This is a genomic window from Nonomuraea sp. NPDC049714, from assembly GCF_044465295.1.
GTDB lineage: Bacteria > Actinomycetota > Actinomycetes > Streptosporangiales > Streptosporangiaceae > Nonomuraea.
Window position 1 is genome coordinate 175,937 of sequence record NZ_JBITLM010000012.1, and the last position, 25,757, is coordinate 201,693.

Annotated in this window: 28 protein-coding genes; 14 read left to right on the forward strand and 14 right to left on the reverse strand. The window is 72.5% G+C overall.

From position 1 onward, the window contains the following. Positions 1–17: 17 nt before the first annotated feature. Together ACIBQX_RS37700 and ACIBQX_RS37705 are read right to left on the reverse strand one after the other, a co-directional pair. Complete coding sequence (locus ACIBQX_RS37700; protein WP_397013195.1) at positions 18–938, reverse strand: glycosyltransferase; 921 nt, start codon at positions 936–938, stop codon at positions 18–20. Continuing rightward, complete coding sequence (locus tag ACIBQX_RS37705) at positions 935–1,534, reverse strand: D-glycero-alpha-D-manno-heptose-1,7-bisphosphate 7-phosphatase (protein ID WP_397013197.1); 600 nt, start codon at positions 1,532–1,534, stop codon at positions 935–937. Before ACIBQX_RS37705 ends, ACIBQX_RS37700 begins: the two co-directional genes overlap by 4 nt. 175 nt (positions 1,535–1,709) lie before the next feature. Here ACIBQX_RS37705 and ACIBQX_RS37710 point away from each other — a divergent pair, with 175 nt between their 5' ends. The 9 genes from ACIBQX_RS37710 to ACIBQX_RS37750 are packed head-to-tail and all read left to right on the forward strand — an operon-like array spanning position 1,710 to position 11,007. Then, a complete protein-coding gene (locus ACIBQX_RS37710; RefSeq protein ID WP_397013199.1) occupies positions 1,710–3,338 on the forward strand; it encodes a carbamoyltransferase in 1,629 nt (542 codons plus the stop codon). Beyond that, positions 3,338–4,318, forward strand: a complete 981-nt coding sequence (locus ACIBQX_RS37715; protein WP_397013201.1) for a glycosyltransferase family 2 protein — start codon at positions 3,338–3,340, stop codon at positions 4,316–4,318. The genes ACIBQX_RS37710 and ACIBQX_RS37715 overlap by 1 nt, the downstream gene beginning before the upstream one ends. Further along, complete coding sequence (locus ACIBQX_RS37720) at positions 4,315–5,421, forward strand: glycosyltransferase family 9 protein (RefSeq protein WP_397013203.1); 1,107 nt, start codon at positions 4,315–4,317, stop codon at positions 5,419–5,421. Before ACIBQX_RS37715 ends, ACIBQX_RS37720 begins: the two co-directional genes overlap by 4 nt. Further along, positions 5,418–6,617, forward strand: coding sequence for a glycosyltransferase (locus ACIBQX_RS37725; protein ID WP_397013205.1), 1,200 nt, complete (start codon positions 5,418–5,420; stop codon positions 6,615–6,617). The genes ACIBQX_RS37720 and ACIBQX_RS37725 overlap by 4 nt, the downstream gene beginning before the upstream one ends. A 2-nt stretch (positions 6,618–6,619) precedes the next feature. Continuing rightward, a complete protein-coding gene (locus ACIBQX_RS37730) occupies positions 6,620–7,168 on the forward strand; it encodes an SIS domain-containing protein (RefSeq protein ID WP_397013207.1) in 549 nt (182 codons plus the stop codon). Further along, positions 7,168–8,514 (forward strand): PfkB family carbohydrate kinase, encoded by a 1,347-nt coding sequence (locus tag ACIBQX_RS37735; protein ID WP_397013209.1) that lies wholly within the window; start codon positions 7,168–7,170, stop codon positions 8,512–8,514. The genes ACIBQX_RS37730 and ACIBQX_RS37735 overlap by 1 nt, the downstream gene beginning before the upstream one ends. Next, the gene (locus ACIBQX_RS37740; protein WP_397013211.1) at positions 8,511–9,185 is read left to right on the forward strand and encodes an SDR family oxidoreductase; all 675 of its coding nucleotides are present in this window, start codon (positions 8,511–8,513) and stop codon (positions 9,183–9,185) included. The genes ACIBQX_RS37735 and ACIBQX_RS37740 overlap by 4 nt, the downstream gene beginning before the upstream one ends. Beyond that, positions 9,176–10,048 (forward strand): glycosyltransferase family 9 protein, encoded by an 873-nt coding sequence (locus tag ACIBQX_RS37745; RefSeq protein WP_397013213.1) that lies wholly within the window; start codon positions 9,176–9,178, stop codon positions 10,046–10,048. Before ACIBQX_RS37740 ends, ACIBQX_RS37745 begins: the two co-directional genes overlap by 10 nt. Then, entirely contained in the window at positions 10,045–11,007 is a 963-nt protein-coding gene (locus ACIBQX_RS37750; protein ID WP_397013215.1) for a UDP-glucuronic acid decarboxylase family protein, read from the forward strand. The genes ACIBQX_RS37745 and ACIBQX_RS37750 overlap by 4 nt, the downstream gene beginning before the upstream one ends. 73 nt (positions 11,008–11,080) lie before the next feature. Here the strand turns inward: ACIBQX_RS37750 and mshC are convergent, their stop codons facing one another. The 5 genes from mshC to ACIBQX_RS37775 are packed head-to-tail and all read right to left on the reverse strand — an operon-like array spanning position 11,081 to position 14,994. Continuing rightward, a complete protein-coding gene (mshC, locus tag ACIBQX_RS37755) occupies positions 11,081–12,304 on the reverse strand; it encodes a cysteine--1-D-myo-inosityl 2-amino-2-deoxy-alpha-D-glucopyranoside ligase (RefSeq protein WP_397013217.1) in 1,224 nt (407 codons plus the stop codon). A 10-nt stretch (positions 12,305–12,314) separates the two neighbouring features. Beyond that, positions 12,315–12,965 carry an NRDE family protein gene (locus tag ACIBQX_RS37760; RefSeq protein WP_397013219.1) on the reverse strand — a complete coding sequence of 217 codons (651 nt, stop codon included), beginning with the start codon at positions 12,963–12,965 and terminating at the stop codon, positions 12,315–12,317. A 23-nt stretch (positions 12,966–12,988) separates the two neighbouring features. Further along, positions 12,989–13,753 (reverse strand): SCO1664 family protein, encoded by a 765-nt coding sequence (locus tag ACIBQX_RS37765; RefSeq protein ID WP_397013221.1) that lies wholly within the window; start codon positions 13,751–13,753, stop codon positions 12,989–12,991. Then, the gene (locus tag ACIBQX_RS37770; protein ID WP_397013223.1) at positions 13,750–14,298 is read right to left on the reverse strand and encodes a DUF3090 domain-containing protein; all 549 of its coding nucleotides are present in this window, start codon (positions 14,296–14,298) and stop codon (positions 13,750–13,752) included. The genes ACIBQX_RS37765 and ACIBQX_RS37770 overlap by 4 nt, the downstream gene beginning before the upstream one ends. 9 nt (positions 14,299–14,307) lie before the next feature. Next, positions 14,308–14,994 (reverse strand): MSMEG_4193 family putative phosphomutase, encoded by a 687-nt coding sequence (locus ACIBQX_RS37775; RefSeq protein WP_397013225.1) that lies wholly within the window; start codon positions 14,992–14,994, stop codon positions 14,308–14,310. Between the two features lie 64 nt (positions 14,995–15,058). Between ACIBQX_RS37775 and ACIBQX_RS37780 the strand changes: the two genes are divergently transcribed. Together ACIBQX_RS37780 and ACIBQX_RS37785 are read left to right on the forward strand one after the other, a co-directional pair. Further along, positions 15,059–16,006: an aldo/keto reductase gene (locus tag ACIBQX_RS37780; RefSeq protein WP_397013227.1), complete on the forward strand. Its 948-nt coding sequence runs from the start codon at positions 15,059–15,061 to the stop codon at positions 16,004–16,006. 126 nt (positions 16,007–16,132) lie between these two features. Continuing rightward, positions 16,133–16,999 (forward strand): hypothetical protein, encoded by an 867-nt coding sequence (locus ACIBQX_RS37785; RefSeq protein ID WP_397013229.1) that lies wholly within the window; start codon positions 16,133–16,135, stop codon positions 16,997–16,999. Between the two features lie 26 nt (positions 17,000–17,025). Here ACIBQX_RS37785 and fabI read toward each other — a convergent pair whose 3' ends face one another. Then, positions 17,026–17,790, reverse strand: a complete 765-nt coding sequence (gene fabI / locus ACIBQX_RS37790) for an enoyl-ACP reductase FabI (protein WP_397013231.1) — start codon at positions 17,788–17,790, stop codon at positions 17,026–17,028. Between the two features lies 1 nt (position 17,791). Next, positions 17,792–18,487 (reverse strand): 3-oxoacyl-ACP reductase FabG, encoded by a 696-nt coding sequence (gene fabG, locus ACIBQX_RS37795; protein WP_397013233.1) that lies wholly within the window; start codon positions 18,485–18,487, stop codon positions 17,792–17,794. Between the two features lie 77 nt (positions 18,488–18,564). Between fabG and ACIBQX_RS37800 the strand changes: the two genes are divergently transcribed. Beyond that, complete coding sequence (locus tag ACIBQX_RS37800) at positions 18,565–20,058, forward strand: TldD/PmbA family protein (protein WP_397013235.1); 1,494 nt, start codon at positions 18,565–18,567, stop codon at positions 20,056–20,058. After that, positions 20,055–21,425, forward strand: a complete 1,371-nt coding sequence (locus ACIBQX_RS37805; RefSeq protein WP_397013237.1) for a metallopeptidase TldD-related protein — start codon at positions 20,055–20,057, stop codon at positions 21,423–21,425. Before ACIBQX_RS37800 ends, ACIBQX_RS37805 begins: the two co-directional genes overlap by 4 nt. Before the next feature lie 43 nt (positions 21,426–21,468). On the opposite strand, the gene ACIBQX_RS37810 is transcribed toward ACIBQX_RS37805, so the two are convergent. Further along, entirely contained in the window at positions 21,469–22,479 is a 1,011-nt protein-coding gene (locus ACIBQX_RS37810; protein WP_397013239.1) for a linear amide C-N hydrolase, read from the reverse strand. Between the two features lie 53 nt (positions 22,480–22,532). After that, the gene (locus ACIBQX_RS37815) at positions 22,533–22,745 is read right to left on the reverse strand and encodes a dodecin (RefSeq protein ID WP_397013241.1); all 213 of its coding nucleotides are present in this window, start codon (positions 22,743–22,745) and stop codon (positions 22,533–22,535) included. 98 nt (positions 22,746–22,843) lie between these two features. On the opposite strand from ACIBQX_RS37815, the gene ACIBQX_RS37820 reads away from it, so the two are divergent. Continuing rightward, on the forward strand, positions 22,844–23,158 hold the full coding sequence (locus tag ACIBQX_RS37820) for a DUF3099 domain-containing protein (protein ID WP_397013243.1): 315 nt from the start codon (positions 22,844–22,846) through the stop codon (positions 23,156–23,158). A gap of 311 nt (positions 23,159–23,469) precedes the next feature. Here ACIBQX_RS37820 and ACIBQX_RS37825 read toward each other — a convergent pair whose 3' ends face one another. The 3 genes from ACIBQX_RS37825 to ACIBQX_RS37835 form a co-directional block, all read right to left on the reverse strand. Then, complete coding sequence (locus tag ACIBQX_RS37825) at positions 23,470–23,727, reverse strand: DUF6457 domain-containing protein (protein ID WP_397013245.1); 258 nt, start codon at positions 23,725–23,727, stop codon at positions 23,470–23,472. Between the two features lie 103 nt (positions 23,728–23,830). Continuing rightward, entirely contained in the window at positions 23,831–24,820 is a 990-nt protein-coding gene (gene moaA / locus ACIBQX_RS37830) for a GTP 3',8-cyclase MoaA (RefSeq protein ID WP_397013246.1), read from the reverse strand. An 89-nt stretch (positions 24,821–24,909) separates the two neighbouring features. Continuing rightward, positions 24,910–25,704 carry a phosphotransferase gene (locus tag ACIBQX_RS37835; protein ID WP_397013248.1) on the reverse strand — a complete coding sequence of 265 codons (795 nt, stop codon included), beginning with the start codon at positions 25,702–25,704 and terminating at the stop codon, positions 24,910–24,912. Positions 25,705–25,757 lie beyond the last annotated feature (53 nt).

Sequence of the window (25,757 nt, forward strand, 5' to 3'; positions counted from 1 at the left end):
ACCCACGCGAAATCGGGTCATACCTCTTCGAGGAGGCGGTCCCAGTCATCGTGGAACCTGGCGAGCCCGTAGCGGGCCAGCGCGGCGGCCCGCGCCGCCTTGCCCGCCTGGGATGCGCGCTCGGGGTCGTGGACGAAATCCGCCAGCGCCCGTTCGAGCACGTCGGTCCTGGTGGAGATGACGCCCGCCTCGGGTGGCACCGCCTCGATCGCCTCGGTGGCGGCCAGCGCGACCACGGGCATGCCGAGCGTCATCGCCTCGATGAGCGCCAGGCCGAGCGAGGTCCACCGGTAGGGGTGCAGGTAGGCGCGCCGCCTGGCGAGCTCGGCGTGCATCCGCGCCTGCGGCAGGTCCTCGTAGGTGCCGTACGGCAGGCCCTGGACCTTCATGCCGAACACGTCGAGCGGCACGCGGGCGGCGAACCGCGGCAGCAGGTCGGTGCCCGCCACGCGGGTGCGCCGGACGGGCTCGTTCACCACGACGCCGGCCCTGGCCAGCTCGCCGGTGTAGAGGTGGCCGGGGTCGGGGACGCCGTGCTCGATCACCCGCGTGGGCGCCCTGCCGTTGTCCCAGAACAGCTCGTTGAAGTGGGTCACGTGCACCAGGGGGATGTCGTCCCGGCCGGCCAGGGGGTGCCTGGTGCGGGGCACGTCGCCGACGGGGGTGTTGTGCTCGACGTAGACGCCGGGCAGGTCGCGGCCCAGCCATTCGCGGGCCAGGTCCAGCTCGTGCGGCCGCTGGTAGACGACCAGGTCGAGGGGCTCGTCGCGGAGCCGGTCCCAGGGCACCTCGCGGGCGGTGGGCGGCCAGTCGTAGGTGGCGGCCCGTCCCCGGCCGTCGGGCCCGCGGCCGGGGACGAGGGGCAGCGTGCAGTCGTGGCGGCCGCGTACGAACGAGGTGGTCCACGAGCCGTGGACATGCCACAGCAGGATCCTCACCAGCGGCTCCAGCCTGTCGTCCGATCCCAGGTGGCGGAGGTCCCCGCGGTGACGGGGGTGGCGGTCACGGTGCCGGTCAGCACCCGGTCGACGGCGTCGAGCAGGTCGTCGGCCACCTCCGGGGCGCGTCCCACCTCCTCGCGCAGCGTCTGCGGGGTCGGCACCAGGATGCCGCGGGCGCCTGCGGCCCTGGCGGCGTCCATGTCCCGGCCGATGTCGCCCACCACCACGCAGTCGCGCGGGCTCACGTCGAGCACGGCCGCGGCCCTGATCACCAGGCCCGGCGCGGGCTTGCGGCAGGTGCAGCCGTCGTTGTCGTCGTGCACGCAGATGGCCCAGGCGTCGAACGGCCCGAGCAGCTGCTCGACCCTGGCGTTCACCTGCTCCATCTCGTCGGCCGTCAGCAGGCCCTTGGCGACGCCCGACTGGTTGGTCACGACCGCCACCGGCACGTCGGCCCGCCGCAGCCTGCCCAGCGCCTCCTGCGCGCCCGGCATGACCTCCACGCGCGCCGGATCGCCGTTGTACGGGACATCCCTGATCAGGGTTCCGTCCCTGTCGAAGAGCACGGCTCCGGGACGTCGTTGTTCGAACACCACTCACCTCCGGTCGCGTCCTCGCCAGCTACCCGGCGGGTCCTCCGGCAAACAACGCTACTTTCCGTGACCGACCCCAGACGGTTCAGCCCTTTCACGCACCTCAGGAGCCTCCCCGGTGTTTGAGAGTCGCTTCTCTCGGTAGCGGTTCTCCCATGCTCAGGGGGAGGGACCAATGAGATTTCTCGGCATCAACGCGATCTTCCACGACCCGGCCGCCGCCCTGGTGGCCGACGGGAAGGTGGTCGCCGCCGCGGAGGAGGAGCGCTTCAGCCGGCGCAAGCACGGCAAGCGGCCGCTGCCGTTCTCGGCGTGGGAACTGCCGGAGCAGGCGGCCGCCTGGTGCCTGCGCGAGGCGGGGATCGGGCCCGAGGATCTGGACGCGGTCGCCTACTCCTACGATCCGGCCCTGGTCCGGCAGCGTCCCGACGGCGACTGGGAGGATCTGCGCACCAGGTACGCCGTGCGCGCGCCGCTGTTCCTGTCCACGGCGCTGCCCGGCCTCGACCCGGCGCGGGTGCGTTTCGTGCCGCACCACGTGGCCCACGCCGCCTCCGCGGGGCTCGCCTCGCCGTGGCGGGACTGCGCGGTGCTGGTGTGCGACGGCCGCGGCGAGGACGTCTCCCACCTGGCCGGCCGCTACCGCGACGGCGAGCTGGAGGTGCTCGCCGCGCAGCGGCTGCCGCACTCCCTCGGGCTGATGTACGAGGACGTGACCGAGCATCTGGGATTCCTGCGCTCCTGCGACGAGTACAAGGTGATGGCGCTGGCCTCCTACGGCCGGCCCCGGCATCTGGAGGCGCTGCGCGAGCTGATCCGCCCGACGGACGACGGCGGCTTCCGCGTCGAGGCCGTCGACTGGAACGGCTACGCCAAGGCGCTGGCCCGAGGCGAGCCGTGGACCTCCGACCACGCCGATCTGGCCGCCAGCGTCCAGGTCCGGCTGGAGGAGGTGCTGCTGGAGCTGGTCCGCTGGCTGCACGAGCGCACCGGGGAGCGCCGGCTGGCGCTGGCGGGCGGGGTGGCGCTGAACTGCGTGGCCAACACCCGGCTGCTGGCCGAGGGCCCGTTCGACGAGGTGTGGGTGCAGCCGGCCGCCGGCGACTCCGGCACCGCGCTCGGCGGCGCGCTCCACCTCGCGCAGGCGCACGGCGAGCCCGCCGCCCCCATGCCGGGCGCGGCGCTCGGCCGTGGGTTCACCGACGAGGAGCTCGGCGCCTGGCTGGACGTGGCCAAGGTGCCACACTCGCGGCCCGCCGACCTGGCCGCCGCCGTGGCCGCCGAGCTGGCGGCCGACCGGATCGTCGCCTGGTTCCAGGGCAGGTCGGAGTACGGCCCACGGGCGCTGGGCAACCGGTCGCTGCTGGCCCATCCCGGTCACGCCCGCAACACCGAACGGCTCAACGACGTCAAGGGGCGCGAGCAGTTCAGGCCGATCGCGCCGATGGTGCTGGAGTCGCGGGCCACCGAAATCTTCGGCCGGGGCCCGACGCCCTCCCCGTACATGCTGTTCGTGCACGACGTGCAGCCGTCGTGGCGGCCGCGGATCCCCGCGGTGGTGCACGTGGACGGCACCGCCCGCGTCCAGACGGTCTCCCCCGCCGCCCACCCGCTGCTCGCCCGGGTGCTCGCCGAGTTCGAGTCGCGCACCGGCCTGCCGGTGGTGGTCAACACGAGCCTCAACACCGCCGGCCGGCCCATGGTGGACGACCCGCGTGACGCGCTCGAATGCTTCGGCTCCTCCCCGGTGGAGGTGCTCGCCCTGGGGCCGTACCTGGTGCGGCGCGGGGAGGTGTTCGCCTAGTGATCACCGTCGTGATCCCGACGATCGGCCGCCCGAGCCTGCGGGCCACGCTGGCCGCGCTCGGACCGGACGTGCCGGCCGTCGTGGTGGACGACCGCCCGGACGCGCACGCCGCGCCGCTGGAGGTGCCGGAGCACGTACGGGTCGTCCGCTCCGGCGGTCACGGGCCCGCGGCGGCGCGCAACGCCGGCTGGCGGGCCGCCGACACGGCGTGGGTGGCCTTCCTGGACGACGACGTGGTGCCGGAGGCCGGGTGGGCGCAGGCCGTGGGGAAGGACCTGGCGGACCTGGCCGACGACGTGGCCGGCAGCCAGGGGCGCATCGTGGTGCCGCTCCCCCGCGACCGCCGCCCCACCGACGCCGAACGCCACACCGCCGGACTGGCCGGCGCGGACTGGCCGACCGCCGACATGGCCTACCGCCGCACCGCACTGGAGCGGGTCGGCGGGTTCGACGAGGGCTTCCCGCGCGCCTACCGGGAGGACGCCGACCTGGCCCTGCGGATGTTCGAGGCGGGCTACCGGCTCGTCAAGGGGGACAGGGTGACGGTCCACCCGGTGCGGGCGGACGGGTTCTGGTCCAGCGTGCGCTTCCAGCGGGGGAACGCCGACGACGCCCGCATGCGCCGCCGCTTCGGCCCCGGCTGGCGGGAGGCCATCGGCGGCGGACCCACCCGGCTGCGCCGCCACGCGCTCACCACCGCCTTCGGCCTCACCGCCGTCGCGGCCTACGCCGCCTGCGCGCTCACCCCCGTACGCCGCCCCCGCACAGCTCCGATCGCGATCCCGGTTTCCAAGGCGGTCGTCGCGACGGCCGCCGCCGCCGGGTGGGCCGTGCTCACCGCGGAGTTCGCGTGGGCCAGGGTGGCGCCCGGTCCCCGGACCCCCGGGGAGGTGCTGCGGATGGTGGTCACCAGCGTGGTGATCCCGCCGGTCGCCTGCGCGCACCGGCTTCGGGGGGAATGGAGGGCACGGCGATGAACGGTCGCTTGGGGGTGCTGTCGCGGCCCAGACCGGCGGCGGGTGAACAACCGGCCGCCCAGCGGTCGCGGCGCCGGGAGCGGGTGCTCGTGGCCCGGCTCGACGACGCGGGGGACGTGCTGCTGGCCGGACCGGCCGTACGGGCCGTACGGGAGGGCGCGCGTGAGGTGGTGATGCTGGCGGGGCCTAACGGCAGGGCGGCCGCCGAGTTGCTGCCCGGCGTGGACCGGGTGATCGAGTGGCGGGCCCCGTGGATCGACGGCGACCCGCCGCCGGTGGACGTCGACCGGGTCACCGAGCTGGTCCAGCAGCTCAGGGGGTTCGGCGAGGCGCTGATTCTCACCTCCTTCCACCAGTCGGCGCTCCCGCTGGCGCTGCTGCTGCGGCTGGCCGGGGTGCGGCGGATCGCCGCGATCAGCAACGACTACCCGGGCTCCCTGCTCGACGTCCGCCACGTCGTGGACGAGAGCGTCGACGTGCCCGAGGCGGAGCGGATGCTGACGCTCGCCCGCGCCGCCGGATTCGAACTGCCACCCGGCGATGACGGCAGACTCGCAGTTCGCAGGCCCCTTCCGGATATCGGCCGGGATCTGGGGCAGTCCCTGGGCGTCGGCGGCGCTGCCGACGCAGGCGCGTATGTCGTGGTACACCCAGGGACTTCCGCTCCCGCCAGGACCTGGCCGGCCGAAAGGCACCGGCAGGCCGTGCGGGAGCTGGTCGAGGACGGCCATCGGGTCGTCGTCACCGGCAAGGAACGCGAGCTCACCGCCTTCGTCGCCCACGGGGTCGCCGTCGACCTGGGCGGCAGGACGACGCTGGGCCAGCTGGCCGCCGTGATCGAACGCGCCGGTGTGCTCGTGGCCGGCAACACCGGCCCCGCGCACCTGGCGGCGGCTGTCGGCACCCCCGTCGTGAGCCTGTTCGCGCCGGTCGTCCCCGCAGCCCGGTGGGCCCCGTACCGCGTGCCGACGGTGTTGCTCGGCGACCAGCAGGCCCCCTGCCGGTTGAGCAGGGCGCGCAGCTGCCCGGTAGCCGGGCACCCGTGCCTGTCCGAGGTGTCCAGTGAGCAGGTGGTCAAGGCAGTGAGGGAGTTGATGCAGTGAAGATCGACCTCGTCTCCGAGCACGCGGATCCGCTGGCTGCCATCGGCGGCGTCGACTCAGGCGGCCAGAACGTGTACGTCGCCAAGCTGGCCGCCGCGCTGGGAGCCCGCGGGCACACGGTGGTCGTGCACACCCGTCGCGCCGATCCGATGCGGCCCGCCTCGGTGTGGCTCGCGCCGCGCGTCACGGTCGCCTACGTCCCGGCCGGTCCGGCCGCGCCGCTGCCCAAGGACGAGTTCCCGCAGTACATGCCGGAGTTCACCGAGCGCTTGGCGGATCACTGGGCCCGCCGGCGGCCGGACATCGTGCACGCGCACTTCTGGATGAGCGGCCAGGCGGCGCTGCGTGCCACGGAGAGAATCGTGGTGGGAATTCCGGTGGTGCAGACCTTCCACGCCCTCGGCACCGTGAAGCGGCGCTGGCAGGGCGACGCCGACACCAGCCCGGCGCACCGGATCGAGACCGAGCGCGAGATCGGCAGGCGCGCGGACGCGGTGCTGGCCACCTGCGGCGACGAGGTGGACGAGCTGCGCGCCATGGGGGTGCCCGAGCGGCGCATCACGGTCGTGCCGTGCGGCGTCGATGTGGACATGTTCCGCCCGGACGGTCCGGTGGCACCGCGCACCGGCGGGCCGATGGTGCTCAGCATCGGCCGCCTGGTGCCGCGCAAGGGCGTGGACACGGTGATCGCGGCCCTGCGGCAGCTGCCGGACGCCGAGCTGGTGATCGCGGGTGGCCGGGCCGACGACGAGGAAGCCGTGCGGATGCGGGAGCTGGCCGCCGGATACGGGCTCGGCCACCGCGTGCACGTGATCGGCAGTGTGCCGCGCGAGCAGGTGCCGCCGCTGATGCGCGCGGCCGACGTGCTGGTCACGGTGCCGTGGTACGAGCCGTTCGGCATGGTCCCGGTGGAGGCGATGGCGTGCGGCGTGCCGGTCGTGGCGTCGGCGGTCGGCGGGCACCTGGACACGGTGGCGGGCTGCGGCCTGCTGGTGCCGCCGCGTCGGCCCCGGGCGCTGGCCAGAGCGCTGAGGGAGGTCCTGGACGATCCGGGCAGGCGGCGGGCGCTCGGCGCGGCCGGGGTGCGCCGGGCCCGTGAGAGGTACGCCTGGCCTCGGGTGGCCGAACGCATCGAGACCGTGTACACGCAGGTCATCGACGGGCAGCTGAGCCGTCTGACCGCACTGGGGGGTTAGCCATGGACGCGCATCTGCGGAAGCTCCGTACCGCCCTGACCCAGGTCGACGACCACGCGGTCACGATCCGCGTCTGGGGAGGCAAGCTCGCCGGCGTGCTGTCCGCCGGAGGCAGGCTGCTCGCCTGCGGCAACGGCGGCTCGGCGGCGGAGGCCCAGCATCTGACGGCCGAGCTGGTCGGCCGGTTCCGGGCCGACAGGCAGCCGTACGCGGCGATCCCGCTGCACGCCGACAGCTCCTCGATGACCGCGATCGCCAACGACTTCGGCGCCGACGAGGTCTACGCCAGGCAGGTGCGCGCCCACGGCCGCCCCGGTGACGTGCTGGTGTGCCTGTCGACGAGCGGCGGCAGCGCCAACGTGATCGCCGCCGCCCACGCGGCCCTGGAGCACGGCATCCTCGCCTGGGCGCTCACCGGCCCCGCGCCGAACCCGCTGGCCGGCCTCTGCGACGAGACGGTCGCCGTCCCCGCCGACGACACGGCCACCGTGCAGGAAGTGCACCTGGCGTTGATCCACATGCTCTGCGACGCGGTAGAGGAGGCGCTGTGATGAATCCCGCGCTGGGGCCGCTCGTGGTCATCGGGGACACGCTGCTGGACGTGGACGTCGAGGGGGACACCGACCGGCTGTGCCCGGACGCGCCCGTGCCGGTGGTGGACGTCGCCGCCGAGCACGCCCGGCCCGGCGGCGCGGGCCTGGCGGCGCTGCTCGCCGCCCGCGACGGCGCCGAGGTGGTGCTGATCACCGCGATCGGCGACGACCCGGCCGGCCGCCGCCTGTGCGGCCTGCTGTCGAACGAGCTCGATCTGGTACGGCTTCCGCTGCGCGGCGGCACCGTACGCAAGACCAGGATCAGGGCCAGGGGCCAGACGCTGCTGCGCGTGGACACCGGCGACGGGACGGTCACCCGGCCCCCTGAGCACGCCAAGGCCGCCGAGGCGGTGGCGAGGGCGGGCGCGGTACTGGTCGCCGACTACGGCAGAGGCGTCGCCCGGCTGGCGCGCGCGCTGCTGCCCGGCTGCCGCGTGCCGATCGTCTGGGACCCGCACCCACGAGGAGACACCCCCGTGGACGGGTGCACGTTGCTGACCCCGAGCGAGGCGGAGGCCAGGCTGCTGTGCCCCGCCCCCTACCCCGGCCCCGACCGGGCGGCCCGCCGCCTGGCGCGGGAGCTGCGGGCCGGGGCGGTGGCCGTCACGCTGGGCACGCGCGGCGCGGTGCTGGCGCTGGCCGACGGCTCACTCACCCGGATCCCCGTTCCCGTACGGGCCACCGGCCAGGACGTGTGCGGAGCCGGCGACCGGCTGGCGAGCGCGGCGGCGCTCGCGCTGCGCGCCGGGGCGAACGTGGAGGAGGCGGTCACCATCGGGGTGGGCGAGGCCTCCCGGTTCGTCGAGCGGGGTGGCGCCGCCGCCGTCCGCATCCAGGAGCAGCGGCTCGGCGACCGGCCGCGCACCGCGGTCGAGGTGGCCGAGCTGACCCGGGCCTCCGGTGGCCGGCTGATCGCCACCGGCGGCTGTTTCGACCTGCTGCACGCCGGGCACGTCAGCCTGCTGCGGCGGGCCAGGGCGCTGGGCGACGCGCTGGTCGTCTGCGTCAACTCCGACGACTCGGTCCGCAGGCTCAAGGGCCGCACCCGGCCGGTCGTGGACGCCCTCGACCGGGTGGAGGTGCTGCGCGCGCTGAGCTGCGTGGACGCGGTGCTGGTGTTCGACGAGGACACCCCCGCCCGCGCGATCGAGCTGCTCCGCCCCGACGTGTGGGTGAAGGGCGGCGACTACGAGGGCGAAGACCTGCCCGAATCCGAGGTCCTGGACCGGCTCGGCGCGGAAACGGTCGTGCTGAGCCTGCTGCCGGGACGTTCGACCACCAACCTGATCAGGGAGATCCGATGAACGTTCTCATCACCGGCGGCGCCTCCGGGCTCGGCCTGGCGACCGCCGAGGCCGTGGAGAAGGAGGGCTGGCGGCCGCTGGTCGTCGACGTGCGCGCGGGCGACCAGCGCTTCGAGCACGTCACCGCCGACCTGGCCGACCGGGGCCAGGCCGAGCGGGCGGTACGTGAGCTGGCCGAACGGGCCGGCGGCCTCGACGCCGTGGTCACCGCGGCGGGCATCGACGCGTGCGGCCGGCTGGAGGACGTGCCGCCCGACGACTGGGAGCGGGTGATCCGGGTGAACCTGCTGGGCACGGCCGCGGTCGTGCGCGCGGCGCTGCCGTACCTGAAGCGGACCCGCGGCCGGGTCGTCACCTGCGCCTCCACCCTGGGCCTGCGCCCGCTGAGCGACGCCTCCGCCTACAGCGCGTCGAAGTTCGGCGTCGTCGGTTTCACCAGGGCGCTGGCGGTGGAGCTGCGCGGCGAGGTGGGGGTGACCCTGCTGGTGCCCGGCGGCATGCGCACCGCCTTCTTCGACGGCCGGGCCGAACAGTACAAGCCGGGACCCGAGGCGGGCCTGAACGACCCCGCCGACGTCGCCGCGACCGTGGTGTTCGCGCTCGGCCAGCCGGCCGGCTGCGAGATCAGGGAGCTCGTCATCTGCCCCGACACGGAGACGTCATGGCCCTAGAACTCCTGGCACTGCGCGGGCTGGGGCTGGGCGACCTGCTCACGGCCGTCCCGGCGCTGCGCGCCCTGCGCCAGGCCTTCCCCGAGCACCGGGTCACGCTCGCCTGCCCGTCCGCGCTGGACGCGCTGCTGCCGCTGATCGGCGCGGTGGACGACCGTCTCGACGTGTCGGGCCCCGGCCCGGTGCCGTTCGAGCGGCCCGACATCGCGGTCAACCTGCACGGCAAGGGCCCGCAGAGCATCGACGCGCTGCGCCGTACCGAACCCGGCACGCTGATCAGTCACGGTTCGGGACCGCCGTGGCGGGACGGCGTGCACGAGGTGCGGCGCTGGTGCGACCTGCTGGAGTGGTACGGCATCGCCACCGACCCGGAGGACCTGACCCTGGGCACCTCCGACAGGTCGGGGCCGGTGATCGTGCATCCCGGCGCCGCCTTCCCCGCCCGCCGCTGGCCGCCGGAGCGCTTCGCCAAGGTCGCCTCGGTGCTGGACGACGTGGTCGTCACCGGCAACGCCGAGGAGGTGGGGCTGGCCCGGCGGGTGGCCGAGCTGGCCGGGCTGCCGGACGAGCGGGTGCTGGCCGGCCGCACCGACCTCGCGCACCTGATCGACCTGGTCAGCCGGGCCCGGCTGGTCGTCTGCGGCGACACCGGCGTCGCGCATCTGGCCACCGCGTTCTGCGTGCCGTCGGTGGTGCTGTTCGGGCCGGTGTCACCGGCGCTGTGGGGGCCGCCACCGGGCTGGCGGCACGTGGCCCTGTGGGCGGGCCGCAAGGGGGACCCGCACGGGGCGCGGACCGATCCGGGACTGCTGAAGATCGAAGTATCCGAAGTCGTCGACGCGGCAATGGAGGTCACGTCATGAAGGCGCTTGTCACCGGCGGAGCCGGGTTCCTCGGCTCCCACCTGTGCGAGCGGCTGCTGGACGAGGGGGCGGACGTGGTCTGCATGGACAGCTTCCTCACCGGTGGGCCGCGCAACGTGGAGCATCTGATCGACCGGCCGTCGTTCCGCATCATCGAGTGCGACCTGACCGGGTACGTGCACGTACCGGACCGGCTGGATCTCGTGCTGCACTTCGCCTCGGCCGCCTCGCCGGCCGACTACCTGCGCTACCCGATCGAGACGCTGCGCGTCGGCAGCGTCGGCACGCTGCACGCGCTCGGCCTGGCCAGGGAGAAGGGTGCCCGGTTCGTCCTCGCCTCGACCAGCGAGGTGTACGGGGATCCGCTGGAGCATCCGCAGCGGGAGACCTACTGGGGCAACGTCAACCCGGTGGGCCCGCGCAGCGTCTACGACGAGGCCAAGCGCTTCGCCGAGTCGCTGACCACGGCCTACCGCCACTCGCGCGGCACCGACACCGGCATCGTGCGGATCTTCAACACCTACGGGCCCCGGATGCGGCCCTTCGACGGCCGGGCCATCCCGACGTTCATCCGGCAGGCGCTGCTGGGCGAGCCGATCACCGTCACCGGCGACGGCTCGCAGACCCGCTCCATCTGTTACGTCGACGACACGGTGCAGGGGATTCTGGCCATGGCCGAGAGCGGCTTCGACGGCCCGGTGAACATCGGCAACCCGGGCGAGCTCACCATGCTGGAGCTGGCCACGATGATCAAGGAGCTGAGCGGGTCGTCGTCGCCGATCGAGTTCATCGACCGGCCGGCCGACGATCCCCGGGTGCGCAGGCCCGACACCGCGCTGGCCGGCGAGCGGCTCGGCTGGCAGGCGCGGGTGCCGGCGCGGGAGGGTCTGCGCAGGACCATCGAGTGGTTCTCGGCGGAGCTGACGGGCTACCGACGACTGACCCCGGCCCCCGCCTGACACCCGCCCGACACCGCGCCGGGCCGGCCAGACCGAGGTCGGGCCGGCCCGGCGCGGGCGGCGGGTCAGCCGGTCAGAGTTTCAGGCCGAGCAGGGCGTCGGCCAGGTCGCGCACGAGGCCGGGCGCGGAGGCGGCCGTGCCCTGGCCGGCCGTCGCCCGCTCCGCCCAGGCGTCGATCGCGGCCAGCGCGCCCGGCGCGTCCAGGTCGTCGGCCAGCCGCTCACGGACCTCGGCCAGCAGCTCGTCCGCGGGCGGGGCGGCGGCGAGCGCCGTCGCGGCCCGCCAGCGCGCCAGCCTGGCCTCGGCCGCGGCGAGCTGATCGGGGGTGTAGGCCCAGTCCTCGCGATAGTGGTGGGCGAGCAGGACGAGCCGGACGGCCATCGGGTCGTGCTCGGCCCGCAGCTTGGAGACGAACACCAGGTTGCCCTTGGACTTCGACATCTTCTCGCCGTCGAGCGCCACCATGCCCGCGTGCGTGTAGAACTTGGCGAACGGCCACTCCCCCGTGGCGGCGTGCCCCTCGGACGCGCCGCACTCGTGGTGCGGGAAGATCAGGTCGGTGCCGCCGCCGGCCACGTCGAAGCCGGCGCCGAGGTTGTCCAGGGCGATCGCGGTGCACTCGACGTGCCAGCCGGGCCGGCCCCTGCCGAGCGGGGAGTCCCACGCGGGCTCGCCGGGCCGCTCGGCCCGCCAGAGCAGCCAGTCGAGCGGGTGGCGTTTGCCGGGCTTGTCGGGGTCGCCGCCGCGCTCGCCGAACAGGTCCAGCATCGTCTGCTCGTCGTAGCCGGACACCTGCCCGTACTTGGGGGCGTCGGCGACGCTGAAGTAGACGTCGCCGTCGAGGGTGTAGGTGACGCCCTTGGCCGCCAGCTCGGTGATGAGCCCGGCCACCCGGTCGACGACCTCGGTGACGCCGACGTACTCGCGGGGCGGCAGGATGCGCAGCGCCTCCATGTCCGTGCGGAACAGCTCGATCTCCCGCTCGGCCAGGCTCTGCCAGGCGACGCCGGTCTGCTCGGCCCGCTCCAGCAGCGGGTCGTCGACGTCGGTGGCGTTCTGCGTGTAGTGGACCTCGTGGCCCGCGTCCAGCCACAGGCGGCCGACCAGGTCGAAGGCGAGGTAGGTGTTGGCGTGGCCCAGGTGGGTGGCGTCATAGGGGGTGATCCCGCACACGTACATCGTCGCGACCGGCCCGGGGTCGCTCTGCCGCACCTGGCGGGCCGCCGTGTCGTAGAGCCTCAGCGGGACGCTGGCGCCGGGCAGGTGGGGGACGTTGGGGGCGGACCACGATCTCATGTCTTTGAGCCTATCCGTCCTGATCAGATGTCATGTCGGTGAAGTCGTAGTTGACGCCCTCCGGAGTGAGGGTGAGCAGCGTGACGGAGAGTGTGGCGAAGACGCGGCCGTCGGGCAGCTCGTGCCGGACGATCAGCGCGCCGGGGTCGGCGGAGGGCGGGTCGGTGATCAGCTCTCGCCAGTCGGTGTCGCCGGCGAATCTCGGCCGGAAGGCGGCCACCCGGTCGTTGGCCGGGTCCAGCCCGGTGTTGACGATCATGGTGGTGCCGTCGGGCAGCTCGGCGGCGCTGAGCCGTACACCGTCCCAGCTGAACAGCCGTGTCCGGGTCAGGTCGGCGAGCACGAGATGGAAGGGGTCGTAGCGGGTGAAGTCCAGGTCGGGGAGTTCGCCTGTGGTCACGGCGAGCAGTGGCAGCCCGCCGCGGGAGATCTTCGTCGCCTCGGGGGCGGCCTGGCCGTGCCCGTTGAGCAGCGCCGCCGCGCGTCGGGCGGCGGGGTCGACGGCGAGCCAGGTGCCGCCCGCCTTGAGGTCCAGGCCGCCGATCACGCCCGGATGGTCGGGCCAGTGCTCACCGGGGCCCTCCCAGGGCCGGTCGGTGAACTCGTCCCGCACACCCATCAGGGTGAGCGGCTGCCCTGTTCTCACGATCACCGTGCACATGGGGCAAAGCGTACAAAATCGGTTTAGATGGGTGGCCAGGGGATGGCAGGCCAGCCTTCCGAGGGGGACGGATGCACGCCGGTGTCGAGCAGCCGGCGCACCCGCTGCCAGGTGGCCTCCACCTCCGCCAGCGTCAGCAGGTCGCGCAGCCTGCGGCCGAGCGAGCCGGACTCCAGGTCGCGCTCCAGCTTGGCGAGCACCGCCACCGCCTCGCGGGCCAGCGGCTTGCCCCGCCACTGCCACAGCACCGTGCGCAGTTTGTCCTCGGCGGCGAAGCAGACGCCGTGGTCGACGCCGTAGACGTGGCCGGTGGGCAGCGGCAGCAGGTGACCGCCCTTGCGGTCGGCGTTGTTGACCACCGCGTCGAACACCGCCATCCGGCGCACCACCGGGTTGCGGCTGCGCACCAGCCGCATCAGGTCGACCTCACGCTCGGTGTCGATCCACAGCTGGCACATACCGGGCCCGAACGGCCCCTCGCGGTAGACCGTGGGCGGCACGATGTGCCAGCCGGTCGCCTGGGACACCTCGAACGCGGCCACCTCGCGGGCGGCCAGGGTGCCGTCGGGGAAGTCCCACAGCGGGCGCTCGCCACGCACGGGCTTGTAGACGCAGGCCGCGCTCCGCGTGCCGAGCTTGACCGAGCAGTAGAGGGTCATGTTGGTGGCCTCGACGAGCCGGCCGGCCACCTCCAGGGTGCCGTCGCGCAGCAGCTTGAGAGTCTCCTCCTCGTCCATGGCCGAAGGGGGGGCGGGCCTGATGGCCGGCTCGCTCTCGGGAGCGGTCATGAAGCCGCCTCACCTCCGCGGTAGCCGTTGAGTCGGACACAGACGTGGCCCCCGGCGTCCAGGGGTTGCGCGCACAACGGGCACGGCGGGCGGCCGGCCGCGACGACCTTGAGCGCCCGCTGCGTGAACGCGCGGGCGGCCCCGGCGCTGATCCGCACCCGCAGCATCGCGGGCTCGGGCGCCTCGAGGTCCTCCTCGTCGATGACCTCCTGCGCCTCGATGACCACCTGCGCGGTGTCGGGGTCCCAGGCGAGCGCCATGGTGCCCACCCGGAAGTCCTCCGCCAGCGGGGCGTCGAGGGGCGCGTCGTCGGAGAGGTCGGCCGGCGCCATCGCGGGCACGTGGGCGGTGCCACCGCTGCGCCGCAGCACCTCGTCGAGCAGCTCGTCCAGCCTGCTCGCGAGCGCGGCCACCTGCAGCTTCTCGAGCGCCACCGTGGTCAGTCTGCCCTCGGCCCTGGCCTGCAGAAAGAAGGCGCGCGCGCCTGGCTGCCCGAGGGCGCCTGCCACGAACCTCTCTGGTGGGTCGTAGTCGAAGACCGGCATAGCCTGACCTTACGTGGTTCCGGGCCCGCCGCCGACGGCGGCATCGCTCCCGGTGGTGTTTTCTCCCCCGTCTTTCTCCTCCGAATCCTCGGGGAGCCGCAATTCCCCCATATCGTTAAGCCTGATAACAAAGGGACGCAAGGGGGCATAGCGAATCACGGTGAGCGCCGCCGGATCAGCAGTAATCCGCTGAAAATGATCGAGGTGGAGCCCCAGCGCGTCGGCGACGATCGCCTTGATCACATCCCCGTGACTGCACGCCAGGTAGACACTCTTCTCCCCCAGGCGGCTATTCCACTCCCGGACCGCGGCGACCGCCCGGTGCTGCATCGCCGCCATCGACTCCCCTTCGGGGAAGGTCGCGGCGCTCGGATGCGCCTGCACCACTCCCCACAGCGGCTCCTTGGCGAGCTCCTTCAGCTCGCGGCCGGTCCATGAGCCGTAGTCGCACTCCAGGAACCGCTCGTCCGTCGTCACCGTCATGCCGCGCCCCCCGGCGATGGCCTGGGCCGTCTCCTGGCAGCGCTCCAGGGGGCTGGAGACGATGGCGTCGAGCCGTACGGCCGCGATCCGCTCGGCCAGGGCGGCCGCCTGTGCCCGGCCCGCCTCGCTGAGATGGACGCCGGGGGTGCGGCCGGCCAGGACCGGCCCGGTGAGGTCGGTGAGCCCGTGGCGGGCCAGTAGCAGGGTGGTCACCGGACAAGTGTCTCAGGCGTGGATCACGGCGTTTCCCCCACCCGGACGGTAACCTGGCGGGATCATGGAGCAGCGCTATGTCGGCCGCAGCGGCCTGTCGGTGTCCCGGATGGGCCTCGGCACGATGACGTGGGGGCGTGACACCGACGCGGACGACGCGGCGGCGCAGCTGCGCACGTTCATGGACGCGGGCGGCACGCTGGTGGACACCGCCGACGTCTACACCGGCGGCGACGCCGAGCGGCTGCTCGGCCGCATGATGCGCGACTCGGTGCCGCGCGCGGAGCTGGTGATCTCCACCAAGGCCGTGGTGACTCCGCTGGGCCACCGGCCGCGCGACGCCTCCCGGCGTCACCTGATCGCCGCCGTCGACGACTCGCTCAACCGGCTCGGCCTCGACTACGTCGACCTGTGGCAGCTGCACACCTACGACTCCGAGGTGCCGCTGGAGGAGACCATGGCCGCGCTGGACGCGATCGTCTCCTCGGGACGGGCCGTCTACGCGGGCGTCTGCGACTACACCGGCTGGCAGCTCGCCGCCGCGGCCGTCACCCAGCGGGCGATCCCCGGCCGCATTCCCATCACGGCCGTGCAGGCCGAATACTCCCTGCTGGCCCGCGAGCCCGAGCGTGAGCTGCTGCCGGCCGCCCACCACACCGGCGTGGGGGTGCTGGCCTGGTCGCCGCTCGGCCGGGGCGTGCTGACCGGTAAGTACCGCACCGGCATCCCGGCCGACTCGCGGGCCGCCACCCCGCACTTCTCCGAGTTCGTCCGCCCCTACCTCGACGAGCGCAGCCGGCGGGTGGTGGAGTCGGTGATGACCGCCGCCGAAGGGCTGGGCGTCTCACCGCTGGCGGTGGCCCTGTCATGGGTGCGCGACCAGCCCGGCGTGGCCTCGGCCATCGTCGGCGCCCGCACACTCGCCCAACTCAAGGGCACACTCCTCGCCGAGGACATAGTGTTGCCGATAGAGATTCGAGAGGCTCTGGATGACGTGTCGTCGCCGGACTGACGGTCAACGAGAGTCACACTCACGTGTCACTAGTCGATACCGAATCGCAACTTTAGCGGGAAATCGCCTGCATCATATGGCCCAGTCCATCAGGATTTCCTCCGGAGGCGACGCAGGAGGGGACGGATGGGGAGCAGGACCGCGATCTCGGCCGGGATTCTCGCGGTAGCGCTGGCGACCGTCGCGGTGGCCGCGCCGCCCGCGATGGCCTTAGCCGGAGACTGCGAGCGCGGCGGCGGCCTGCTCTCGGGAGTGACCGACGGCCTGTGCGACACCCTCGACGCGGTCACCGGCACGGTAGACGACCTGACCGGCGGCCTCACCGAGCCCGTGACCAAGGGCCTCGACAAGACCACCGACACCGTGCTCGGCAAGGTCGGCGAGGCGGTGCCGACGTCGCGGCCCTCCTCCAGGCCGGACCGGCGCTCGCCCCGGCCCAGCGACTCGGCCGAGCCCAGGCGGACCGAGCTGCTGCCGGAGACGCTCGGCGAGGTCTGCCTGCCGGTGCTGGCCTGCGAGGACCAAGCCGTGCTCGACGGCATCGCCACCCCCACCCCCACGCCCACACCGGACTCGCGGCGGTCGGACCGGGCCACCCCGTCGCCGGAGGCCGAGCGTGAGCGCGGCGACGACCGCGAGCACGCCGACGTGCTGGCGACCGACGCCGCCACCCCGCCCGACACCCGGCCGCACACGCTGGACGAGCGCGAGCCGGCCACCGAGCGGCGGGCGGACCCCGAGGACCTGCGGTTCGACCTGCTGTGGCCCAACCCGTTCGCCGACGAGCTGGCGCTGCCGGTGCAGAAACAGCGCATCGTGCGGCCGAGCGCCCCCGCCTCTGACGTCGTCGGCACGGCGCTGACCATCATCCTGCTGGCCACGGCGGTGCTGGCCACCCGCATCGTGCAGCAGCGCAAGCAGCGCAGCGAGCAGCCGGACTCCATCCCGTTCGAGCCGGCCAGGCAGGGCAACAGCCGCCACCGCCTGGCCTGAAAGGCGCCCGGCGCTCCGCGGAGCGGCTAGCCGCCGATCGCGTGAACGCCGCCGTCCACGTGCACGATCTCGCCCGTGGTGGCGGGGAACCAGTCGGACATCAGCGCCACGCACGCCCTGGCGGCGGGCAGGGTGTCGGACAGGTCCCAGCCGAGTGGGGCCTTCTCCGGCCAGCTGTCCTCGAACTCCTTGAAGCCCGGGATCGACTTGGCCGCCATCGTGCGCAGCGGACCGGCGGCCACGAGGTTGGCGCGGATGCCGTGCTTGCCCAGGTCGCGGGCGAGGTAGCGGTTGCAGGACTCCAGGCCGGCCTTGGCCACGCCCATCCAGTCGTAGACGGGCCAGGCCCTGCTGGCGTCGAAGTCGAGGCCGACGACCGCGCCGCCCTGCTTCATCAGCGGCAGGCAGGCCACCGCCAGCGACTTGTAGGAGTAGGTGGACACGTGCAGGGCGGTCGCGACGTCCTCCCACGTGGTGTTGAGGAAGTTGCCGCCGAGAGCGGTCTGCGGCGCGAACCCGATCGAGTGCACCACGCCGTCAAGGCCGTCGACGTGCTCACCGACGCGGGTGGCCAGGCTGTCGAGATGCTCGGTGTTCTGTACGTCGAGCTCCAGCACCGGCGCCTTCTCCGGCAGCCGCTTGGCGATCCGCTCGACCAGGCTCAGCCTGCCGAACCCGGTGAGCACCACGGTGGCGCCCTCCTGCTGGGCCAGCTTGGCGACCGAGAACGCGATGGAGGCGTCGGTCAGCACACCCGACACCAAGATCCGCTTACCTTCGAGTATGCCCATGTCAGTGCCCCATTCCGAGTCCGCCGTCGACGGGGATCACGGCCCCGGTGATGTAGGAGGCGTCGTCGCTCGCCAGGAAGCGAACCACGCGCGCCACCTCGCCGGGGGTCGCCTGCCGCCCCAGCGGGATGTTCTTGACGATGGCCTCGGTGTCGAGGTCGGCCGTCATGTCGGTCGCCACGAACCCGGGCGAGACCACGTTGACGGTGATGTTGCGCGAGCCGTACTCGCGGGCCATGGAGCGGGCGAAGCCGACCAGGCCGGCCTTGGAGGCGGCGTAGTTGGTCTGCCCGGCCTGGCCGGACAGGCCGACGACCGAGGAGATGAGGATGACCCGGCCGCGCTTGAGCTTCATCATGGGCCGGATGGCCCGCTTGGCGACGCGGTAGGCGCCGGTCAGGTTGGCGTCGATGACGTCGGTGAAGGTGTCCTCCTTCATCATCGCCAGCAGGGTGTCCTTGGTCATGCCGGCATTGGAGACCAGCACCTCGACCGGGCCCTGCTCGGCCTCGACCTTGTCGAAGGCGGCCTCGACGTCGGCCATGCTGGTCACGTCGCACCTCACCCCGAACAGGCCGTCCGGCGGCTCTCCCGATCGATAGGTGACGGCCACGGAGTCGCCGGCCGCGGCGAGTTCGCGGGCGATCGCGAGGCCGATGCCGCGATTGCCTCCGGTGACGAGTACTGAGCGTGCCATGACACACGACGCTATCTCCTACCCGCCGGTATGCGCTTGTCCGGGGGATACAAGATCACGGCGCTAGGATCGTGGACATGCGCCAGATCGATTCCGATTTCCTCGCGCTGCCGCTCAGGCGGCTCGCGGACGCCGCCCTGCAACGCGCACGCGAGCTGGGAGCCGAGCACGCCGACTTCCGGCTGGAGCGTGTCAGAGCCGAGACGCTCAGCCTCTACGACACCCGGTTGGAGGGCGCCTCCGACGCCGATGACCTGGGCTACGCCGTCCGGGTCGTCAAGAACGGCACCTGGGGGTTCGCCTCCGGCATCCACCTGACCCCCGAGGCGGCCGTGCGGGTCGCCGAACAGGCGGTGCGGGTGGCCGAGGTGAGCGCGCCGATCAACACCGAGCCCATCGAGCTCGCGCCCGAGCCCGTGCACGCCGACACCACCTGGGTGTCGGCCTACGACGTGGACCCGTTCGAGGTGCCCTCGGCCGACAAGGTCGCGCTGCTGGCCGACTGGTCGGCCGGGCTGCTCAAGGGCGCCGACCACGTCTCGGCCCGGCTGCTGCAGGTCAAGGAGCAGAAGTTCTACGCCGACACGGCCGGCACCGTGACCACCCAGCAGCGGGTGCGGGTGCATCCGAAGCTCAACGCGATGAAGGCCTCCGAGTCGGGCTTCGACGACATGTCGACGATCGCGCCCCCGGTGGGCCGCGGCTACGAATACCTCACGGGCACCGGCTGGGACTGGGCGGCCGAGCTGGCCAAGCTGCCGGAGCTGCTGGCGGAGAAGCTCGCGGCGCCGTCGGTGGAGGCGGGCGACTACGACCTGGTGGTCGACCCGTCCAACCTGTGGCTGACGATCCACGAGTCGATCGGCCACGCCACGGAGCTCGACCGGGCGCTCGGCTACGAGGCCGCTTACGCCGGCACCAGCTTCGCCACCTTCGACCAGCTCGGCGAGCTGGTCTACGGCTCCACCCCGATGAACGTGACCGGCGACAGGACCGTCACCCACGGGCTGGCCACGATCGGCTTCGACGACGAGGGCGTGCAGGGGCAGAGCTTCGACATCGTCAAGGACGGCATCCTGGTCGGCTACCAGCTCGACCGCCGGATGGCGCTGATGAAGGGCCTCGGCAGGTCCAACGGCTGCGCCTTCGCCGACTCCCCCGGGCACATGCCGATCCAGCGGATGGCGAACGTCTCGCTGGCGCCCGCCCCGGGCGGACCCGACACGGAGGAGCTCATCTCCGGCGTCGAGCGGGGCCTCTACATCGTCGGAGACAAGAGCTGGTCGATCGACATGCAGCGCTACAACTTCCAGTTCACCGGGCAGCGGGCGTACAAGATCTCGCACGGCCGGCTCGCCGGGCAGGTGCGCGACTTCGCCTACCAGGCGACGACGACGGACTTCTGGCAGTCCATGGAGGCCGTCGGCGGCCCGCAGACCTACGTGCTGGGCGGCGCCTTCAACTGCGGCAAGGGCCAGCCGGGCCAGGTCGCGCCGGTCAGCCACGGCTGCCCCTCCGCGCTGTTCAGGAACGTCCGGATCCTCAACACCGTTCAGGAGGGCGGAAAGTGACTCCCCAGGAGATGGTGGAAAGGGCCCTGGAGCTCTCCACGACCGACGGGTGCGTGGTGCTGGTGGACGAGGAGTCCACGGCCAACCTGCGCTTCGCCGGCAACACCCTGACGACCAACGGTGTGGCCCGCTCCAGCCGGCTCACCGTGATCTCGATCGCCGGGCAGGGCGTGGGCGTGGTCTCGCGCGCGGCCGTGCGCCCCGAGCAGCTCGCCGACGTGGTGGCCGCCGCCGACGCCACCGCCCGCGACGCGCAGCCCGCCGAGGACGCCCGCCAGCTCGTCGAGGGCGGGCCGGCGAGCGCCGGCTGGGACGCGCCGGTGACGCCGACCGACATCGAGGTGTTCCAGGGCTTCGCGCCCGCGCTCGGCGAGACCTTCGCCACCGCCAAGGCCGGCGGCAGGAAGCTGTACGGTTTCGCCGAGCACACGCTGACCTCCACCTTCCTCGGCAGCTCCACCGGCCTGCGACTGCGCCACGACCAGCCGACCGGGCGGCTGGAGCTCAACGCCAAGTCCGCCGACCTCAAGCGCTCGGCGTGGACCGGGGTGGCCACCCGCGACTTCACCGACGTGGACGTGGCCGTGCTCGACGCCTCGCTGGCGCAGCGCCTCGACTGGGCCAAGACGCGGGTGGACCTGCCGGCGGGCCGCTACGAGACGCTGATGCCGCCGAGCGCGGTCGCCGACCTGATGGTCTACCTGTTCTGGTCGGCGCAGGCCAGGGACGCCGTGGACGGCCGCTCGGTCTTCGCGAAGCCGGGCGGCGGCACCCGGGTGGGTGAGCGGCTCGCCACCATGCCGGTGACGCTGTCCAGCGACCCGGCCGCGGCCGGCATCGGCTGCGCGCCGTTCGTCATGGCGCACGCCTCCAGCCGGGGGAGTTCGGTGTTCGACAACGGGCTGCCGCTGGGGGCGACCGACTGGATCAGGGACGGCCGGCTGGAGGCGCTGCTGCAGACCCGCTACTCGGCCGAGCTGAGCGAGCTGCCGGTGACGCCCGCCATCGACAATCTGATCATGAAGGGGCCGGCGGACGGCCGCTCCCTGGAGGAGATGATCGCCTCCACCGAGCGCGGCCTGCTGCTCACCTGCCTGTGGTACATCCGCGAGGTCGATCCGCAGACGCTGCTGCTGACCGGCCTGACCCGGGACGGCGTCTACCTCGTCGAGCACGGCGAGGTGGTGGGCGAGGTGAACAACTTCCGGTTCAACGAGAGCCCGGTCGACCTGCTCGGCCGCCTGACGGAGATCGGCTCGGCCGAGCCGACGCTGGCCCGCGAGTGGGGCGACTACTTCACCCGCACCGTCATGCCCGCCGTGCGGGTGCCCGACTTCAACATGTCGACGGTCAGCCAGGCGAGCTGAAACACGCCGACGGTCAGCCCGGCGGGCCTGACCACATCGACGGTCAGCCGGGCCGGCCGACGGTGAGCTCGTGCACCCGGCTCCACCGCTGGCCGGTGACGAGCCGGGCGGTGCCCGCCTTCATGTCGTAGACGATCGACCAGCGGGTGTGCGGCTGAGCCACCTGGCGCAGCAGGTCGAGGGCCTCGGTCTCGGTGCCGATGCCCTCGGCCAGCCTGCGGTAGCGCGCGTCGGCCATGCGGGTGCGGCGGTCGGCGCCGGCCATGGTGATGTTGGTGAGGATCCGGTCGTCGATGACGTGCAGTTCGCCGCCGCCGTACTCGACGACGACGGATCGGCCCGACCGGTCGGCGATCAGATAGTGCACCTGCGGGCCGTCGGTGAACTCCACGTCGTAGCGGCGCATGAGGGCGACGGCCTCGTCCACGGTGGCGGCGCGGTCGAGCATCAGCCGGATGATCCGCGTGGTGCCCACCAGAGTGCGGCCCGGGGTCCTGGCGGGCAGCTCGGCGTCCGGCACCTGGGCCAGGCCGACGGTGAGGCCCTGGTCGTTCATGCCGTCGAACGGCAGGAGCACCGCGTGCCCGAGCCGCCGCCGGTCGGCGGCGTCCTTGAGGTCGGGCGCGCCGCCGTCGAGCACGTACGAGACGTCCGACAGCGACAGGGAGGCGTAGCCGCCGGGCGGGCTGACGTGCACCACCATGGCCGGGTTCGGGTCCCAGTCGAAGTTTCTGCCGAACTCGGCGCCGCGCACGAACAGCGAGCACGCCCAGTCGTCGTCGCGGCGGGCGAGCTCCGCGTCGGTGAGCGGCGCCTCGGCGTCGTAGCCGCCGTGATAGGTCATCTCGTACAGCGGCAGGTCGTCGACCTGCCGCAGGCTGCTCACCGTACGAGCGATCTCGTCGGAGTTCTGGCGTAACACCCCTTGCCCCTGCTCGTGCGCGGACTTCTGGGCCGGGTCGCCGGCTGCGGGTGTCCCTCCCGAGCAGGCCATGACCGCGGGCATGATGAGGACGAGCAGTGCCGACAACACCCCTGCCGTACGGCTACGCATATTGGCAGTTTGTCGTCTGAGGTGTCATCTGTCACCCATGCGGCGCAGGATGCCTAGGAGTCCTCCAGCCGGAACCCCACCTTCATGCCGACCTGAAAGTGGGCCACCTCTCCCCCTTCGATGTGTCCGCGCACCTCGGTCACCTCGAACCAGTCGAGGTGGCGCAGCGTCTCGGAGGCCCGCCTGATCCCGTTGCGGACGGCCTGGTCCACGCTCTCCGACGAGGTGCCGACGATCTCGGTCACCCGGTATGTGCGATCCGTCATCTCCACATCCTCCTTACTCCCCGGCCATGATCGCATGACCTGCGCCGATGACCGGGAGCGCCGTCCCGACCGGCTGGTCCGAGGTCTACGGTGGAAGTATGAAAGGTTGGCGGAGGAAAAGGGATGTCCACCAGGTCACGGACGCCAGGCCGTCGCTGACCGCCGACATCCGCCGGCGCGAGATCAGCTACCTCATCAAGATGGGGATACGCACGATCTGCCTGATCCTGGCGGTGGTGCTGCCCCTGCCGTGGCCCTACCGCATGCTGTTCATCGCGGGCGCAGTTCTTTTGCCATACATAGCCGTAATCGGGGCCAATGAGAGGGGCCAACCCGCCCCTCCTCCCACCTTTCACAGCCCTGATCCTGACCAAAGTGAGATACCGCTGCACCGACGCGAGATCGGGTCGTGACTAAGTCTTGACGCATCCCACGGGTTGTAGGTGTACGCTTTAGACAAGCGCTCCGGTCCCCCGTCGGAGCGCTGGTGCCGGCGTTCCGGGCCCCCGTCGGAACGCCGATGAAGCGACGCCGGGTGGTTTGCCCCCGTAACCACCCGGCGTTGCCCCTTTTCCGGGAAAATCTTGGATCTAAATGATCTGTCCCGTTACGGGGCGCAGTCGGATAGGGCCGCTTTCCCGAAATCGTTTACACCCCGCCTTCCCCACATTTCACAGGAAACGTTCAGGTTCGGGCGGGGTTGACACTGATAGTTCGTCATATGTCAGCTGTCAGTCAGTGTCTCCTTCGTCGCCTGGCCCCAGTTGCCGGCCAGCGTCGTCAATCGCGCCACCGCGTCGTCGGGGGCGGTGCCCGATCCTTCGGCCAGACCCAGCAGATAGGCGGTCAACGGCGCAGCCGGCCTGGCCACCCCGTGTGCCACCTCCTTGGTCAGCTCCAGGATCACGTCCCGGTCCACCCGGGCGGGGTCGATGCCCAGCTCCTTGCAGGCCAGCGCGGTCCACTCGGCCAATACGTTCATACGAGCCTCCTCCAGATGTCCCTAGTGTCGCAGCCGGACCAGGTCGGCCCGAGCGTCGGCGGCAAGGACACCATGAAGATCAGGGGCCGAGTGGGCCGGCAGGCTAGCCGCCGATCGCGGACATGGGGCGGGAGGGCTGGAGGAAGGCCGGGTCGTCGATGCCGTGGCCGGCCTTCTTGCGGGAGACGGCGGTGATCCACCGCTCGGCCAGCTCGTCGTCGGTGGCGCCCGCGCGCATCGCGGTCTTGAGGTCGGACTCCTCGGTGGCGAACAGGCAGTTGCGGATCTGCCCGTCGGCGGTGAGGCGTACGCGGTCGCAGGCGCCGCAGAACGGCCGGGTGACCGAGCCGATCACGCCGACCCGGCCGGGGCCTCCGTCGACGAGGAACCGCTCGGCGGGGGCGCTGCCGCGCTCCTCCAGGTCGTCGGCCGCCAGGTCGAACGAGGCCGACAGCAGCTTGAGGATCTCGTCCGCCGTCACCATGGTGTCGCGGCTCCAGCCGTGCTGGGCGTCGAGCGGCATCTGCTCGATGAACCGCAGCTCGTAGCCCTGTTCCAGGCAGAAGCGCAGCAGCGGCACGGCCTCGTGCTGGTTGACCTCGCGCATCAGCACCGAGTTGACCTTGACGGGGCGCAGGCCGGCCTCGTGGGCGGCGGCCAGGCCGGCGATCACGTCGGGGAACCTGTCGCGGTGCGCGAGCCGCTTGAAGGTGTCGCGGTCGAGGGTGTCGAGGGAGACGTTGACCCGGTCCAGCCCGGCGGCGGCGAGCGGCGCGGCGACACGGGCCAGGCCGATGCCGTTGGTGGTCAGCGACACCTGCGGCCGGGGTTCGAGCGCGGTGGTCCGGCCGACGATGTCGACGAGCTCGCGCCGCAGCAGCGGCTCGCCGCCGGTGTAGCGGACCTCGTGGATGCCGAGCCGTTCGACGCCGATCGTCACCAGCCTGACGATCTCGTCCGCGGTGAGGAGCTGCGCGTTGGGCAGCCACTCGAGTCCTTCGGGGGGCATGCAGTAGGAGCAGCGCAGATTGCACTTGTCCGTGAGGGACACCCGCAGATCCGTCGCCACCCGTCCGAACGAGTCTCGCAACATGGGGCGTCACCTCCTGTCGTTCTTCAGACGGCCAGCCTACGTCTCCCGGCCCTCCTGTCCCAAAACGGGTATATGGCCGCGACTTCCGTTCAATCCGGGCGCAGGAGTCCGGCGTGCGCCGTGACGTGCCGGGCGTCGCGAAGGTAGAGCTCATGGTGGCCGTCTGCGAGGTGGCCCGCGAAGGCGGCGCTGCCGGCCGCCGCCCGCTCGCGCATGAACGCCACCAGCGCGTGCAGCCGCTCGACGACCGCCTCGGGCAGGGCCCGGCGGTCACCTGGTGCCAGGTCGTAGGCGTCGCAGAGCAGCCGCAGCCGCCGCGCCTGCTCGGTGACCGGCAGCGCCGCCTCCCCGTTGCCGTCCACATCACCGTCGCCGGCGGCGCAGGTGAGCGGCACGAACCGGTAGGCGGCGTAGGCCACGTCCCACAGTCTCGGGCCCGGGTGAGCGGTGTCGAAGTCGATGAAGGCGACGGGCAGGCCGTCGCGGAAGACGCAGTTGTACGGCGCGACGTCGCCGTGGCAGATCACCTCGGCGGGCTCCCGGGCGGGAAAATACCAGGTGGCGTCGTCGGCGGGCGTGTGGCCGGCGGTGGCGTCGTGATACTCGCGCAGCAGCGTGGCCAGCCGTCGCAGGGCGCCGTCGCTCCGCAGGTGGCCGGGCATCGGGTGGTGACCGACGACGCCGGGCACGAAGTCGAGGATCTCGCGGCCGCGCTCGTCCAGGCCGTGCGCCCGCGGCGCGCCCGTGAAGCCCCGGGCAGCGAGGTGGCCGAGCAGTCCGTGCACGGCGGGCGTCCACGGTCCCACCGGCCGCCGCACGGTCGCGCCGACCCGTACCACCTCGTTGACTCCCCCGCCGGTGAGGATCTCCTCCCGTTGCGTCACGAACCGATCGTACGAGGCGGGCGTAAAGCACGCGACGGAGATAAATGAGTGGG

Excerpts from the sequence above, each read along its gene's own strand:
- fabI (WP_397013231.1), bottom strand. The coding sequence starts at position 17,790 with ATGGGCATACTCGAAGGTAAGCGGATCTTGGTGTCGGGTGTGCTGACC.
- ACIBQX_RS37825 (WP_397013245.1), bottom strand. The coding sequence starts at position 23,727 with ATGAACGTATTGGCCGAGTGGACCGCGCTGGCCTGCAAGGAGCTGGGC.
- ACIBQX_RS37815 (WP_397013241.1), bottom strand. The coding sequence starts at position 22,745 with ATGACGGATCGCACATACCGGGTGACCGAGATCGTCGGCACCTCGTCG.
- ACIBQX_RS37745 (WP_397013213.1), top strand. The coding sequence starts at position 9,176 with ATGGCCCTAGAACTCCTGGCACTGCGCGGGCTGGGGCTGGGCGACCTG.
- ACIBQX_RS37710 (WP_397013199.1), top strand. The coding sequence starts at position 1,710 with ATGAGATTTCTCGGCATCAACGCGATCTTCCACGACCCGGCCGCCGCC.
- ACIBQX_RS37740 (WP_397013211.1), top strand. The coding sequence starts at position 8,511 with ATGAACGTTCTCATCACCGGCGGCGCCTCCGGGCTCGGCCTGGCGACC.
- ACIBQX_RS37720 (WP_397013203.1), top strand. The coding sequence starts at position 4,315 with ATGAACGGTCGCTTGGGGGTGCTGTCGCGGCCCAGACCGGCGGCGGGT.
- ACIBQX_RS37730 (WP_397013207.1), top strand. The coding sequence starts at position 6,620 with ATGGACGCGCATCTGCGGAAGCTCCGTACCGCCCTGACCCAGGTCGAC.
- ACIBQX_RS37820 (WP_397013243.1), top strand. The coding sequence starts at position 22,844 with ATGAAAGGTTGGCGGAGGAAAAGGGATGTCCACCAGGTCACGGACGCC.
- mshC (WP_397013217.1), bottom strand. The coding sequence starts at position 12,304 with ATGAGATCGTGGTCCGCCCCCAACGTCCCCCACCTGCCCGGCGCCAGC.
- ACIBQX_RS37770 (WP_397013223.1), bottom strand. The coding sequence starts at position 14,298 with ATGCCGGTCTTCGACTACGACCCACCAGAGAGGTTCGTGGCAGGCGCC.
- ACIBQX_RS37785 (WP_397013229.1), top strand. The coding sequence starts at position 16,133 with ATGGGGAGCAGGACCGCGATCTCGGCCGGGATTCTCGCGGTAGCGCTG.
- ACIBQX_RS37735 (WP_397013209.1), top strand. The coding sequence starts at position 7,168 with ATGAATCCCGCGCTGGGGCCGCTCGTGGTCATCGGGGACACGCTGCTG.
- fabG (WP_397013233.1), bottom strand. The coding sequence starts at position 18,487 with ATGGCACGCTCAGTACTCGTCACCGGAGGCAATCGCGGCATCGGCCTC.
- ACIBQX_RS37750 (WP_397013215.1), top strand. The coding sequence starts at position 10,045 with ATGAAGGCGCTTGTCACCGGCGGAGCCGGGTTCCTCGGCTCCCACCTG.
- ACIBQX_RS37765 (WP_397013221.1), bottom strand. The coding sequence starts at position 13,753 with ATGACCGCTCCCGAGAGCGAGCCGGCCATCAGGCCCGCCCCCCCTTCG.
- ACIBQX_RS37760 (WP_397013219.1), bottom strand. The coding sequence starts at position 12,965 with ATGTGCACGGTGATCGTGAGAACAGGGCAGCCGCTCACCCTGATGGGT.
- moaA (WP_397013246.1), bottom strand. The coding sequence starts at position 24,820 with ATGTTGCGAGACTCGTTCGGACGGGTGGCGACGGATCTGCGGGTGTCC.
- ACIBQX_RS37810 (WP_397013239.1), bottom strand. The coding sequence starts at position 22,479 with ATGCGTAGCCGTACGGCAGGGGTGTTGTCGGCACTGCTCGTCCTCATC.
- ACIBQX_RS37800 (WP_397013235.1), top strand. The coding sequence starts at position 18,565 with ATGCGCCAGATCGATTCCGATTTCCTCGCGCTGCCGCTCAGGCGGCTC.
- ACIBQX_RS37780 (WP_397013227.1), top strand. The coding sequence starts at position 15,059 with ATGGAGCAGCGCTATGTCGGCCGCAGCGGCCTGTCGGTGTCCCGGATG.